A 14648-nucleotide genomic window follows, 5' to 3' on the forward strand; every position below is an offset into this window, starting at 1 on the left:
AATTCGGTTCTCTCGTGTACTGCTCTTGATCGCAGCAGATACGCTGGCCAGGACGATTTTGCATCCGACTGAAATCCCGGTGGTTATTGTGTGGCGATACTCGCGCACCAGAGGATCAATAAAAAAAGAGAGAAATATAGAGTTGCATTGATAATGATAATCATTTACAATAGGTGGCAATGAGTTATTAGTATATTTTACCAACCCTCTTCAACAGAATTGAGCAAGTCATTTCATGATCATTTTCCCAAAGGAGGAACATTCAATTTATGAAGGGCAATGCGATATATCTTGAAAGTCAGCGGAGGAGGGAATCAAATGCACGAACCTATCCTCGTAAGATTCCGATTGCTATTACAGAAGCCAGCGGTATTCAGGTAAAGGATGCAGATGGCCGAACATATTACGATTGTCTTGCAGGAGCAGGAACACTTGCACTCGGCCACAATCATCCGGTCGTGATCGAGGCGATGAAGGAAGTGTTAACGACAGGCCTGCCGCTGCACACGCTGGATCTGACTACTCCGGTTAAAGAAAATTTTGTTGATGAGCTCTTTGATATACTGCCGGCTGAATTTGCTAAAAACGCCCGTATTCAATTTTGCGGTCCTTCAGGAGCAGATGCCGTGGAGGCAGCGATGAAGCTGGTAAAGACGGCAACGGGAAGAAGCGGGATGATGACCTTCCATGGGGGATATCACGGGATGACCCACGGTGCGCTTAGCTTGACGGGCAACCTGGTTCCGAAACGCCATGTGGGCGGATTGATGCCGGGTACGCAGTTTTTGCCATATCCGTATGATTATCGCTGTCCATTTGGTATCGGCGGAGAGCAAGGCCACCAAATAGGCAGTCGCTATATTGAACATTTGTTAGACGATCCGGAAAGCGGAGTGCTGCCGCCGGCAGGTATGATCATGGAGCTAGTGCAGGGCGAGGGCGGTGTTATTCCAGCGCCTAATGCCTGGACCCGGGAAATTCGAAGAATTACGAAAGAGCGGGAGATTCCATTGATCATTGACGAGGTGCAGACAGGAATCGGCAGAACAGGTCGGATGTTTGCTTTCGAACATGCGGGAATTATTCCTGATGTGATCGTTATCTCCAAAGCTGTAGGTGGGGGTCTCCCTTTGTCGGTGATTGTTTATCGCGAGGAACTGGACAAATGGGAGCCAGGGGCACATGCAGGCACATTCCGTGGAAATCAGTTAGCAATGGCAGCAGGAGCCGCAACACTGCGGTTCATTCGTGATGAACAGCTGGTTGAACATGCCGCAGTAGTTGGTGAACGCCTTTGCAAGCACTTAGAGCAAATCCGGTCCGCTGTGACATGTATCGGTCAAGTAAGGGGCAGAGGGCTAATGGTCGGTGCTGAGATTGTGGATCCCAATCGGGATTCAGACAGACTTGGCAGCTTTCCAGCTAATCCTGAGCTCTCTCGTGAAATTCAACAGCAATGTCTGAAACGCGGACTCATTCTGGAACTTGGTGGACGTCATGGCAGCATTATTCGTTTCCTGCCGCCACTTATTGTAACGGAACAAGAGATTGATCGGATTGCTGAAATTTTCCACGAGGCTGTCGTGGCAGCAGAACGTCAATCGTTAAACCCTCAGGGGGTGCTCGGGTGAACCTGGAATTCGCTTCCGATTTCTTGAACACAACGGTGGAGAGCCAAGCTCTATTCCGTAAACATATGCATGCAGCTGTTGAAGTGCTCATTCGCGATTTCGCAGCATCTGAGCAGCCTTACAGCGGAGCTGCGCCATATGATTTGGCTGCGGCCTTCCGCAATCGGCAGGTTTGTCCCGAGCAGGGCTCCAGCATGGAGGAACTGCTTGATTTCATCGGCTCAGCAGTGGTGAAACATGCAGCGGTTGTGAACCACCCTGCGTGTGTGGCGCACCTTCATTGCCCACCTCTTCAAGCTTCATTGATGGCTGAGATACTGCTCTCCACCTTGAACCAGTCGATGGATTCATGGGATCAAAGCATGTCGGCAACCATGCTGGAGGAAGAAGTCATTGGCTGGTTATGTGAGCTGTTCGGCTTTGAAAAGAACGTCAGCGATGGCGTATTCACCAGCGGGGGAACGCAGTCCAACTTCATGGGGTTATTGCTTGCCCGGGATCATTATTCCTACATACGATGGAACTGGAATGTACAGCAGATGGGCTTACCTCCACAGGCTGACCGCCTGCGGGTGCTTTGTTCGGATCTGGCTCATTTTACTGTCAAGCAATCGGCAACACTGTTAGGTTTGGGACAACAAGCCGTCATCACGATACCTGTAGATTCGTTAGGGCGAATGCGCTGCGATCTTCTGGAGAGTACAATCGACCGTCTGCATCGAGACGGATTACTCCCTTTTGCGTTGGTGGCTACAGCCGGAACAACGGACTTCGGCAGTATCGATCCGCTGCCCGAGCTTGCAGCACTTGCTCGTAAACACGGTATGTGGTTTCACACAGACGCAGCTTATGGGGGCGCGCTCGCTTTGAGCAATAAACACGCCCACTTGCTGGAGGGAGTTGCATTATCGGATTCGATTACCGTCGATTTTCATAAATTGTTTTATCAGCCGATCAGCTGCGGAGCCTTCTTATTGCGGGATTCGGTGAACTATCGTTATTTGCGGTTGAATGCCGACTATTTAAATCCGCAAGAGGACGATCAGGCCGGGGTGCCTAATCTTGTAGGCAAGTCCATACAGACTACGCGCAGGTTTGATGCTTTGAAGCTGTATATGTCACTGCAGCATCTCGGCCGTGAAAGGTTTGCGGCAATGATTGATTACACCTTGCAGCTCGCATTGTACACTGCGGACCAAATACGGCAAGCGGAGTCGCTCGAGCTGCTGGCTGATCCTGCTTTAAACGCCGTAGTTTTCCGTTATGTATCGTCCACGGAGATGGAGAGTACTAGGGTGGATGAGTTAAATCACCGAATTCGAGACCGTCTCCTTGAGAATGGTATTGCGGTTATTGCCCGAACGAGAGTGAATGAGAGGGCATGTCTGAAGTTTACGCTGCTGAATCCCTTAACGACACCACAGGATACCGCTGAGATTTTAAATCATGTCGTACGCGTTGGCATGGAATTGGAACAACAAAATGTGATCGAGCAGTATGCTCTGAAGGGAGTTTAATTATGATCCGGGATGGACAGCTCGAACATACACAAACGATTGGGGAAAAGAGGGGAGACTCGTATCGGGCGGCAGCCAGAGCTACGTTGCAGAGCTTGCTCAACAGCTTTCTCAGGGAGACCGGGCTGGGGGATTGGCGTGAAAATGAAGGTAAATGGGTGCTGGAAGTTCCTTTAGTCAGTCAAAAAGGCCGAATCATCGTCTCAATCAAACATAAATCTCTGACGGGAAGACATTTGTTTCAATTCCCCCTGCAATGGAAGGGAAGTGAGGAGCGTGAAGGAGCCGTGGAAGATGAGCTGGTGCTTGCCCGGCGGTTAGTCCTTGAATTGGGTCAAATCGCCAAAGTGGGAACGCCGGAACGCACAGACGATCTGCTGAAGCAAATTAAAGAAAGCTGTGCCAATATCGAGCAGTTTGTCGCTGCCCGTGATGGAGATCGTGACCAATTATATGGCTTTGACGGAGATTTTATCACATCAGAGCAATCGTTGTTGTTCGGACACCTGCTTCATCCTACACCCAAATGCCGGGATGGGGTTCCTGACAGCTTGCAATCGGTATTTTCCCCTGAGTTGAAAGGACAGCTCCAACTGCACTATTTCCGTGCACATCGGAGCATTGTGCGTGAGGATTCTGCGCTTGAGCATACAACGGCAACGGAATGGATTAAATCGGATCTTCGGCACGCGGGTGTCAACACACCATACACCGAGAGCGATGAGTATACGTTGATTCCGCTGCATCCTTTGCAGGCTGAAGAGGTGTTAGCCAAACCAGCCGTTCAGAAACTGCTCGAAGCGGACTTGCTTCAAGATCTGGGCCCATTAGGGCGTTATTTCTCGGCAACTTCGTCGTTCCGCACGATGTATCACCCGGAGTCGCCATTTATGCCAAAAGGGTCCGTACCTGTGCGAATTACCAATTCGGTACGCGTGAATCTATTCAAGGAATTGGAACGGGGCGTTGAGGTGTCCCGCATGCTGCAAACAAAAGTCGGCGAGGTCTCCAAACTATATCCGGCATTTGCTATTGTAAAGGATCCTGCCTTTGTTTCGATTGGCTTGGAAGGGCAGGAAGAGTCTGGCTTCGAAGTCGTTCTGCGTGAAAATCCGTTTCAAGGGAAACAAGCTCAGCAAGCAACGCTTGTTGCTTCGCTAGTTCAGGATCCGCTGCCTGGCTCTGAATCGCGTCTAAGCACGATCATTCGCCGACTAGCCAAACAGGAGGCTCGCACAACGGAAGCCGTAAGTTTGGATTGGTTCCGCCAATATTTGAACATCTCGCTGAAGCCGATGATTTGGCTGTATGTAACGCATGGCATCGCGCTGGAGGCTCATCAGCAAAACAGTGTTGTCCAGTTGAACAACGGGTACCCCCACCGTTATTACTATCGTGACAACCAGGGGTATTATTTCTGTAATTCCATGAAGGAACACCTGAACAACGAGTTGCCTGGCATTGGAGATAAAAGCCAAACGTTCTGCGATGATGCGATTGCCGATGAACGTTTCCGCTATTATGTTATTTTCAATCATTTATTCGGTTTAATTAATGGTTTCGGTACGGCAGGGCTTGCCGATGAACGTGATCTGCTGCGCGAGCTGCGCGCCGTGCTCGCTGAATTCCTTCCGATGAACAGGGAGCCTTCGATTTTCCTGCAAAGCTTGTTAACGGAAGAGAAAATTCCGTGTAAAGCAAACCTGCTCACTCGACTGTACGATATGGATGAGTTAGTCGGTTCTCTCGAAAACCAGTCGGTCTATGTACTCGTGGATAATCCGCTGGTTCTGGAGGTGTAGCCTGTGTCGGAAGTTATAAATCGTAATTTAAATCAGCTATTTGAAGCTCCTCATCTGGCATCCTTCGAGGATCCAACGATTGGCAGGAAGATTTCGTTTCGTCCTGTCGATCTGGAGCGAGACTTGTTAATGCTGCACAGTTGGCAACAAGAACCTCATGTCGTTCCTTTCTGGCAGCTGAACATTTCTTTGGAGGCCTATCGAAGCCACTTGGAGCGTTTCTTGGCCGATCCGCATCATACGCTTTGCATCGGTGAGCTGGACGGGGTGGCGATGAGCTATTTTGAATCGTATTGGGCGGAGTCTGATGTAATTGGACTCTATTATGAGGCGGCTCCGGATGATCAAGGCGTACATCTGCTGATTGGTCCGCCAAGCTATCTCGGCCGGGGCTATGCGCTTCCGCTGCTGAAAGCTCTCGTGCGTGTGCAGTTTATGCATCCGGGGACCAAGCGGATCGTGGCCGAGCCGGATATTCGCAATGCGAAGATGCAATATATTTTTGAAAAATGCGGCTTTCGTTTTCAACAGGAAGTGCAGCTTCCAGATAAAAAGGCTGCGTTGATGCTGTGTGATCGAGAAGCTTTTGAAGCGATAGATAGAGAAACGAGGGAGATTCCTATTGGTTAGGCAAGCAGTTCCGAATCATTCGGAAGAATTGGATGTGTTGGGAGTCGGAGTCGGTCCGTTTAATCTCGGTCTTGCTGCGCTGCTTACGCGCGTGCCCGAGATGAAAGCCCTGTTTTTGGAACGGAAACCACAGTTCGATTGGCATCCGGGTATGTTGATTGAGGGGACGACTCTTCAAGTTCCTTTTTTTGCGGATTTGGTGACGATGGCCGATCCGACGCATCCGCTCAGTTTTTTAAATTATTTGCATGAGCATGGAAGATTGTATCACTTTTACTTTCTGGAGAAGTTTCAAATTCCGCGAAGGGAATATAACCACTATTGCAAATGGGCGGCGGAACGATTGGCTTCCTGCTGTTTCGGCTACGAAGTGAGCGGAATCCGACTGGAAGAAGGGGAATCCGGTTCCCATTTTGTCGTAGAGGCGAAAGAGCTTCATACAGAGCGAACAACGACATCTATTGCCCGTAACTTGGTACTGGGTGTTGGAAGCAGACCCCATATTCCGAAATGCTTTCAACCGCTGAGGGGACCGAATGTTTTTCACTCGGCGGATTATTTAACTAATCGGGAACGATGCCTGAAAGCCCGGTCGATCACGGTCGTAGGATCCGGACAGAGCGCAGCCGAAGTCGTGCTGGATTTGCTGAAAGCACAGGGGGAAAACGGGTATCGGTTGGATTGGTTTACACGTTCATCAGGCTTTTTCCCGATGGAGTATTCCAAGCTCGGACTTGAGCATTTTTCTCCTGATTATACGAAGTACTTCTATGGACTTGCACCCGACCGCAAAGACAACATCCGGTCAGCGCAAGGCTTGCTGTATAAAGGCATTAGCGCGTACACCATTGCGGATATCTACGATACGCTGTACGAGGCAGGAATAGGCGGGCAGGAAGGGCCGGGCGTTAGGCTTTTGTCACTAACAGAAGTGGAGCAGCTGCTTCCGGCCTCAGACCGAGGGAACGATGGTTATCGATTGCATTGCCGACAGCTGCAGCAGGATGTTTCTTTCGAGCATACCAGCGAAATCGTCATACTGGCGACCGGTTATGAGCATGCCGAACCTGCCTGCCTAAGTCCGTTAGAGCCGTATATTTACCGGGATGCGAAAGGACGGTTTGACATCGCTGAGAATTATTCGCTGAAGCTTCGAACCGGCGGGGAGAACCGTATCTTTATTCAAAATGGGGAGCTGCATACGCATGGTGTCGGCGCTCCCGATCTTGGTCTGGGCGCTCACCGGAACAGCGTGATTATTAAGCAGTTAGCAGGACGTGAGGTCTATCCTCTCAGAAGCCGGAATGTGTTTCAACAGTTCGGAGTTAGACAATGAGGATGCTGAATCCACAGTCGTCTGGACTTAGATCGAGAAGAGGTATGCAGGCTGCACTCCTTGGCTGCATGTTTCTAGGTCTGTTTACAGAAGTGCTGCTGTCACCGTATTATCCTCAATTTTTCCGCCAGGTGTTCGGAATCGAGGACTACAGTTACACGGGTTTTTATTTGTTTGTCTGCAGACTAACGGTCGTTCTCTGCTCTCCTTTATGGGGATGGCTGACCCGCAAGGTGGAAGCCAAACGGCTGCTGCTCGTAGGTCAGTTAGGAACCGCCCTATCGACAGCACTGCTGGCGCAGGCGGATAGTGCGGCACAATTTCTCATTCTGACGGTATGTTTGCTCATTTTTAAAAGCAGTTATATGTTGATTTATCCCATTATTATGGAACTTAGCAATAACGGCGCACAGGCGGGATCGGCGGCAAAGTTTCATGCCGTTCATCATACTGCGGTTCTGATCGCTGCGCTGGCGGGTGCTCATATGCTTCAGATGGAACATCCTTTGACTCTGTTTTATGGGGCGGCAACAGCGGATGTCATTCAACTGATCGTATGCGTCGTGATGCTTTGGGGATGGAAAAGCGCTTCAAAGAGGACGGCTCGACGTGAGCCGGAAGGTTCGAAACGGTTGTTAAGAAACTTGCTCCATGATCGAACGATTTTGACTCTGGGACTGTTATTTCTTACTTTAACGATCGCGAATCAAGTGGTCCGCCCCTTTTTTACCCCGTATGTTGAAAAGGACTTTGGTTTATCTACAGACTTGGCAGGAATGTTGTTTCTTCTGCCTCATGTCTGTGCGTTAATCCTGCTTCCGCTACTTCGCAGCTTCACCAAACCGGACCGGCTGCACATCGCGTACACGGTTGGCGTTGGAGTTATGGCTGTCGGCTTGATCATTCAAGGAATGGCGGAGGGCATTGGTGGATTGATCGCTGGACGTATGCTGTACGGTATGTTTCTGGCCATAACCATGGCAGTTCTCGATGTCATTTTGTTTCAAAGGGAACAAGGGGCTTCAGCAGCAATAGCTTTCAGTGTGATGGTATCATTTCAGACAGCAGGGGAGCTGTTATCTCCGCTGACTGCATCTTTATTATCGATCCAAGTGGGGTTAAATTCACCGCTGTTGGCCGCCGCCTTGCTTTGTCTTGTTAATGGACTGCTGTTTAAGTGGTCCCGCATCTATAGATCACCGAAGGAGGAAACCCAAACCCCATGGAATGTAAGTGGCAGCAAGACCTCATAGCTGTTGAAGCTTTAAAGTCCGATAGCTGCGTACAAGTACGTAGAAGAATTTTCCGGCAATTGGTCGAATCGGTCATTTATGAAGGAATCGTCTCACCGTTATCGGAAGCAGCTGGAGATTCTACGCTATTCAGTCTGCAAGGCCAGGATGCCGAAGGCCGGAAGGTGACGTACCGGTGTCTAGGACATAGAAGGCTCACATTTGGCCGAATTCGATTGCTGGCAGACTCTCCGCTTATTCGGCTTGGAAGTGAGGGTGAGGCAGAGGCGCTATCGCTTCGATTGTTTGTTCAGGAAGTGCTGGATGTCTCTGGTACGGATCGGAACAAGCTGGCCTCGTTCACGGAGGAGCTGGAGCAAACGCTTCTCAAAGATACGATTGCTCAGTATGTTCGTATGCTCGGTGATACGGAACTGCATCAACTGAGTGGTGAAGAGCTGGAATCGGCTGTGATGGATGGGCATCGCTATCACCCAAGCTATAAGTCCCGGATCGGCTTCGATTATGGGGATCATCTCACGTACGGACCTGAATTCGCCCAAGATGTGAAGCCTTTATGGCTGGCAGTAAGTAAAGTAGAAAGCCGGACAGCTGTAATAACGGGTCTCACATTTGACGGCTTGCTGCGTGAGGAGTTGGGGAATGAAGTGGTGGAATCTTTCCGCGGACTTGTACAAAGCGAGGGTTATGACCCAGAGGCCTATGAGTTCGTGCCGGTGCATCCATGGCAGTGGCGCCGGACTATCGCTCCTGCTTATGCAGAAGAGCTTCGTAAGAAACGCATGATTCTGTTGGGGCCTTCACAGGATGCTTATCGCGCTCAACAGTCGATTCGTACACTATACAACCGAACAGCGCCGCACAAAACATATGTAAAACTTTCGATGAATTTATTGAATACATCGAGTTCCCGCCAATTGCTGCCGCACTACACGGTAACGGCTCCGGTCTTGTCTTCCTGGCTTCAAACACTAGTGGACGAAGATCCATATTTAAAGGAAGAAGCCAAGCTAATTTTGCTGCGGGAAGTGGCCGCTCTCACGTATGATCCGCAAGGGAGTACCTCATCCCCGTTGTACGCAGCGGTAGGCTGCATTTGGCGAGAAAGCTTGCACCGTTATTTACAGGCCGGAGAGGAAGCTGTTCCTTTCTATGCGCTTTGCACCTTGGAAAGGGATGGTACTCCCCTCATCGAGCCTTGGCTGCAAATGTATAGTATCGAGGGTTGGCTGAACAGGCTTCTTGAGCGGTGTGTGCTGCCTGTTCTCCATTTGGCCGCAGTTCAGGGCGTTGCTACGGAATCGCATGCGCAAAATATGGTGATGGTACATCGAAATGGCCTGCCCGAGCGATTGGCACTAAAGGATTTCCACGAGGATGTCCTGTATTGCCGTTCTTTCCTGAGCAGACCGGAACTGTGCCCGGACTTAACGCAGGTACATGAACGCTACGCGCTGAAGGAGGAACGGGCTAACTTCGAAGTGGAAGATGTGGTACCGCTGCGCTATTTGACGCTGGGTGCGCTATTCTTCGTTAACCTTGGGGAACTGGCGATGATGCTCGATGATCGTTACGGCTTTGAAGAGACTCAATTTTGGCAGATGACCGCTGCGTGCATCCATCGCCATATCGAACAAGATTCGCGCCTCAAGGAGCGGTTTGAAACTTTGGATTTGTTTGCTCCGACAACTCGTGTCGAGCAGTTAACTTATAAACGGCTTGCCCTGCAAACCAAAGGGTTGTCGCATGAAGTACCTAATCCTTTGTCTGCATTCCTTCATTATTCGCCCAGTACAAACAGAGAGGTGATTCGCCTTTGAACAAGAAATTGTTTGCTTTTAATCAAACGTATTTCGGCCGGGATGATCTGGACGCTCGCTGGAAGGCATGGGGGCTTTTGTCGCACACTCGGGAAGCATGGAAACCGGGAAAACGGATTGCGGTATGCATAGCGAATGCCGCTGAGCTTATTCCGCTTGTGCTTTTTGCGAAGGAGCTAGGGGTATCGGTGCTGCTGCTTCACGGAGAAACACCTCTTGAAACAGCGATGACGCTCAGCAAAGAAGCAGGCTGCATCGGCCTTGTTTATCAATCTGCAGAGGACGGGTTCCTGCCAATTGCTCCAAATGAAACAGACATCGTCTCCTTGCAGGAGCCTTCAATCTGCATGTTCAGTTCAGGCACGACAGGTAAGCCTAAGCTGATTAGCAGAACCTGGTCGGCTGTTGAGGCTGAAATCACAGCATACAATGAAGCAATTGGTTTGGACAGCTCGGTCACACCTGTCGTGATTTCCCCGGTCAGTCATTCCTACGGCCTTATCAGCGGAGTGCTTTCCGCCATGGCGCGTCAAGTTGTGCCTCACGTAGCCGCTTATACGAACCCTAAGCTGACACTCTCTCTTCTGCGGGACACACCGAACCATATCGTTTATGGAGTCCCTTTGACGCTGCATGTTCTAACCTCGTTCCCTTCGGATATCCGTTTCCATCAGTTCATGAGCTCTGGAGCGCCGATGCCGCAAGGACTAATAGATAAACTGACGCCAATGGCGGATCGTTTGCTTCAGCAGTATGGCTGCTCGGAAGCGGGATGCATCAGTGTTAACCGCTCCCTTCGGAGCAGCGAAGATATTGGCAGGCCACTGGGACACATTAAAATTTTGGAAACCGGATCATCATTAGATGCGCCAACAGAGTTAATAATCGCCGTTCAGAATCAGGTGATCCATACGGGTGATCTTGCTTATCAAGATCATGGAAATTTGCATCTTCTATCCAGAGCAGACGATGTCATAAACGTATCGGGTTTAAAAGTATATCCCCTTGAATTGGAAAATGTGATCTCCCAATTGGACGGAATTGGGGAATGTGTAGTCTACCGGGGACGTCACCCCGTGATGGGAGAGGTCGCGTGCTGCTTGGTCGTGGCAGATCCTGAGATAAAGCCTGAGACCGTTCGAGAGTGGTGCATCCGGAGACTGCCTCCCTATAAAGTGCCATCTAAAGTAGCATGTGTGACAAAGATTCCACGAAATGCGACGGGGAAAATTAGCCGTAAATGGCTTGAGGAGGCAGAACTAAACCAATGACAAGGGAACAACGAATTCATAAGCTGGGCTCCATTATGGAAACCAAGCTGCTTCTGACACAGCTTCCTATCCTAGAGGAATCACACAGACTGAACGATGATCTTCGGATCGATTCTGTCATGATGATGCAGTTGCTGGTCTGGATCGAGGTCGAGTTTGGCCTTTGCATACCGGAGGAAGAAGTCGATCCGAGAGTGTTTCACACCGTAGGATCTTTGCTTGATTTCATGGAGAGCTTGGCTCCTGTCGGCATAGCCGGGGAGCAAAGGAAGTGAAGGAAGGAGGAACAGTCATGTTTGGATGGAAAGATCAACGCATCAAGGTCCATTGTGTGTTGAGCTGCATGTGCGAAGTGGTCAAAAGACACAGCGACGTCGATTATCGTCCTTTTTATTTTAACGTGTGGGATGAGCAGTTTGGATGGAATGAAACGGGTTTATCGTATTATTCCAACACTTTTCAACCTGCTCGATTGATCAATTGGTACGAACGAATGTTTGGCGTTCAAGCTGTTCAATGGCATAACCCTCTTCAAGATCCGGCAGCGAATGCGGCCAAATTGGTGGAGCTTGTTGAGCTGGCTCCTAAGCATAGGCACGTTGTCGTGCAGATCGACATGTCGCTTATGCCCGAGCGGGAAAATAAGTTTAATTTGAATCCATTCCCTCATTATGTGATGGTTTCGGCCACCGAACGGGAGGGTGAATGGTTCATGCTGGATGCGGATATGAAATGGGAAGGAACTGTTAGCCGTGAGCAGGTACTCCAAGCCTTTGTTCAAAATGCTTACCCTGACGGATTTTATATCGATGCTCCCTCGATTCAACCGCCGACGCCGGAGAACGTCATCGCTTACTTTTATAACGCATTTCATCTCGATAGAAACGAATTGGTAACCGGACTTAGAACGCTTGTCGCGGATCTGGGCAAGGATCCGGAAAAGGTTTCTCATCTTGGGGATGCCCTCAAGCATCTCTATGTCATTGTGATACGCAAATACGGGTATGATTATGCCCTGATGTTTTTCCATGATGAACTGCGACTGCCGAGAGACAATTATGAGTACTGGGCCCAGCAAATCCGCGATTTGGTTCAAGCCTTTAATACTATACAATTCCTGGCTGTTAAGATGTCACTGATAAAAGATACTAAACAGCTTACTTCCATTCTGGAGACATTGAATAAGGCTGAAGCAATCGAACGAGGCATTAAGTCTGAATTGGAACGGGAGCTTAAACTATGGTCCGCTGCACGGTACGCAAGTGTGAAAGGGGGGACTATTTAATGTCAGAATTATCTAGATTACGATGCTCGCTCTGCACCATTACATTTCGTCACACGTTGATTTCATTCGAGGAACTGGTTGAATTCGCCCGAGTTCAAGGCTTCGACGGACTAGAAGTATGGGGAGTACACGCCCGCCACTTGTATCAGGTACGGGAAGGTTCGGAGAAAGCGCTCCTCGAAGCTGCGGGTTTGACCGTTTCGATGATCAGCGACTATTTGGACGTGGGTACACAAGTGAATTTCGCGGACACGGTTGCCAAGTGCATGGAATTGCTTGTCATCGCAGACTGGCTTGGAACAAGTAAAATTCGTACTTTTGCGGGAACACGCGGAAGCAGAGAGGTGGACGCAGGCGAGTTTGAGGATACGGTCCGCCAGCTGCGAATTCTTGGAGACCTATGTATGTATCAGGGAATTGAATTGCTTGTGGAAACACACCCGGGGACGTTGGCCGATCATAAGGAGGCCGCTCATAGGCTAATGATTGAGGTCAATCATGAAGCCGTTAAGTTGAACATGGACTTTCTTCACATCTGGGAAGCCGGTGACGATCCGTTAGAAAGTTATGAGTTGTTGGCGCCTTGGGTACAATATTTTCATCTGAAAAATGTGATTTCACTGGCCCACTGCAGTGTGTTTCAACCTCATCAAGTGTATGCTGCGAATGGCAATCGGCAAGGAATGGTATCATTGGAAAATGGAGCGGTAAATTATCGTCCGATTATTGATCGAATCAGTCAAAGCGGTAAGTTCGCTTCCCTGGAATGGTTCGGCGCAGATCCCATGTATGTACTGAAAGAGGAAATCAGCTGGCTGCATCAACGGTTAAAACGACTGCACCCGGTGTTAGACTAGGTCGGTATTGAACAAATTTGGAGGATGACTGACCATGAGCAGCGACATTGTAACTTCGCTCAAACACTATCATTTATTAATTGATTCCCCAGAGAGCTCAGAGCCTATAAGGGAATATATGCTGGACGACGAACAGGCGATTACGGAGCTGCTGGAACAGTTCGGTCAGCAAATCGGCGCCCCCAATCGGAAAGTAGCGAGTTCATTGTTCGTTAAGCGGTACAGTCACCTCATTACCGGTGCATGGGACGCTTGGGTCCGCCATCGACGCTGTTTGGATGTATCCCCCAGTAATATTGCGGTTTCGCTCAAAGACAGGCATCTCTATTACCAGCTGATAATTCCATACTCTTTGGAGGATTGGGCAGAAAGTGGACCTTTTGCTGTGGAAAGAGATTCGTATGCTCGCCATCTATTTACGGATCATGCCCTACCCTTTTTGAAGCAAATCGCGGGTTGGAGCGGGATCGATGTGAAAACGCTGTGGGCAACGATCTCTTATAATTTGGTTTATTATAGAGACGAATGGCGCGCAGAAGCTGCAACAAGCACGGAGAAAGCGTACATCGAGGAAAACTTCCGGTATTTATTACACGAAGCCGATTCCCTTCAGGTGTTTGGGTCCTCATTGAACCCATTGACGGCTACATACCGCTGCGTTGATATACCGGGAGCTGAGGAGGACAAGATCATGGTCCGCTCTAAATGCTGTCTGCATTTCCTCATACCGGGAAAAGATAATTATTGTTACACGTGTCCTAGTATTAAAGATGACCGAAGAATAGATAAGTACTTTGCGCACATGTCGTACCATCATTAATAAAAAGGAACCTAACCAACAGGGAGGCCGCTGAAGAAGCCTCTATTAGAAAAACAGGTACTTTCCCTCACTTTATGTGGTTTAATACACCCCCAAAACGAAAAAAGCTATCTTTTATTAACAAAAAGAATAGTTTTTTTTCGGTTTGGGGTATTCAAAGTTTTGAAGTCCCCGCTCATTCATTTTTTTCTAATGGTTTCCAATTAATCCAAGTCTCCACATGGTAAATGAGCGCTTCTTATAAAGCATTTTTATAGGACTTATTAATTTTTTGAAATAAAGTATTGACAGTTAGAGGGAGGCGCTGGTAATATTCTCACATAACCAACTAAACAGGTAGGAATAATGGTTTCGACCGGACGGACCGGAGTAAACACCTATCAAGGAGAAACACCGATTACGTTTATTGATAATGAATACGTGTTT

The 14648-nt window shown here is 49.1% G+C and carries 12 protein-coding genes; all 12 read left to right on the forward strand.

The window, feature by feature from the left end; genetic code table 11:
- Nucleotides 1-269 precede the first annotated feature (269 nt).
- The 12 genes from AC0YNZ_RS09725 to AC0YNZ_RS09780 all read left to right on the forward strand — a co-directional run bounded on the left by AC0YNZ_RS09725 (nucleotide 270) and on the right by AC0YNZ_RS09780 (nucleotide 14222).
- On the forward strand, nucleotides 270-1631 hold the full coding sequence (locus AC0YNZ_RS09725; RefSeq protein WP_475826407.1) for a diaminobutyrate--2-oxoglutarate transaminase: 1362 nt from the start codon (nucleotides 270-272) through the stop codon (nucleotides 1629-1631).
- Nucleotides 1628-3148, forward strand: coding sequence for a pyridoxal phosphate-dependent decarboxylase family protein (locus AC0YNZ_RS09730; protein ID WP_475826408.1), 1521 nt, complete (start codon nucleotides 1628-1630; stop codon nucleotides 3146-3148). The genes AC0YNZ_RS09725 and AC0YNZ_RS09730 overlap by 4 nt, the downstream gene beginning before the upstream one ends.
- Nucleotides 3149-3150: 2 nt before the next feature.
- Complete coding sequence (locus AC0YNZ_RS09735; RefSeq protein ID WP_475826409.1) at nucleotides 3151-4950, forward strand: IucA/IucC family protein; 1800 nt, start codon at nucleotides 3151-3153, stop codon at nucleotides 4948-4950.
- A 78-nt stretch (nucleotides 4951-5028) separates the two neighbouring features.
- Nucleotides 5029-5580: a GNAT family N-acetyltransferase gene (locus tag AC0YNZ_RS09740; protein WP_475826505.1), complete on the forward strand. Its 552-nt coding sequence runs from the start codon at nucleotides 5029-5031 to the stop codon at nucleotides 5578-5580.
- Nucleotides 5573-6916 (forward strand): lysine N(6)-hydroxylase/L-ornithine N(5)-oxygenase family protein, encoded by a 1344-nt coding sequence (locus tag AC0YNZ_RS09745; protein ID WP_475826410.1) that lies wholly within the window; start codon nucleotides 5573-5575, stop codon nucleotides 6914-6916. The genes AC0YNZ_RS09740 and AC0YNZ_RS09745 overlap by 8 nt, the downstream gene beginning before the upstream one ends.
- Nucleotides 6913-8169 carry an MFS transporter gene (locus AC0YNZ_RS09750; protein WP_475826411.1) on the forward strand — a complete coding sequence of 419 codons (1257 nt, stop codon included), beginning with the start codon at nucleotides 6913-6915 and terminating at the stop codon, nucleotides 8167-8169. Before AC0YNZ_RS09745 ends, AC0YNZ_RS09750 begins: the two co-directional genes overlap by 4 nt.
- Nucleotides 8139-9989, forward strand: a complete 1851-nt coding sequence (locus tag AC0YNZ_RS09755; RefSeq protein ID WP_475826412.1) for an IucA/IucC family protein — start codon at nucleotides 8139-8141, stop codon at nucleotides 9987-9989. The genes AC0YNZ_RS09750 and AC0YNZ_RS09755 overlap by 31 nt, the downstream gene beginning before the upstream one ends.
- Nucleotides 9986-11260 carry an AMP-binding protein gene (locus tag AC0YNZ_RS09760; protein ID WP_475826413.1) on the forward strand — a complete coding sequence of 425 codons (1275 nt, stop codon included), beginning with the start codon at nucleotides 9986-9988 and terminating at the stop codon, nucleotides 11258-11260. Before AC0YNZ_RS09755 ends, AC0YNZ_RS09760 begins: the two co-directional genes overlap by 4 nt.
- A complete protein-coding gene (gene asbD / locus AC0YNZ_RS09765; RefSeq protein ID WP_475826414.1) occupies nucleotides 11257-11535 on the forward strand; it encodes a petrobactin biosynthesis protein AsbD in 279 nt (92 codons plus the stop codon). The genes AC0YNZ_RS09760 and asbD overlap by 4 nt, the downstream gene beginning before the upstream one ends.
- 17 nt (nucleotides 11536-11552) lie before the next feature.
- Entirely contained in the window at nucleotides 11553-12545 is a 993-nt protein-coding gene (locus AC0YNZ_RS09770) for a DUF6005 family protein (RefSeq protein WP_475826415.1), read from the forward strand.
- Nucleotides 12545-13402: a sugar phosphate isomerase/epimerase family protein gene (locus tag AC0YNZ_RS09775; protein WP_475826416.1), complete on the forward strand. Its 858-nt coding sequence runs from the start codon at nucleotides 12545-12547 to the stop codon at nucleotides 13400-13402. The genes AC0YNZ_RS09770 and AC0YNZ_RS09775 overlap by 1 nt, the downstream gene beginning before the upstream one ends.
- 34 nt (nucleotides 13403-13436) lie before the next feature.
- Nucleotides 13437-14222: an IucA/IucC family C-terminal-domain containing protein gene (locus AC0YNZ_RS09780; RefSeq protein ID WP_475826417.1), complete on the forward strand. Its 786-nt coding sequence runs from the start codon at nucleotides 13437-13439 to the stop codon at nucleotides 14220-14222.
- The last annotated feature ends 426 nt before the right edge of the window (nucleotides 14223-14648 follow it).

The organism is Paenibacillus sp. J2L1-98 (genome assembly GCF_056269405.1).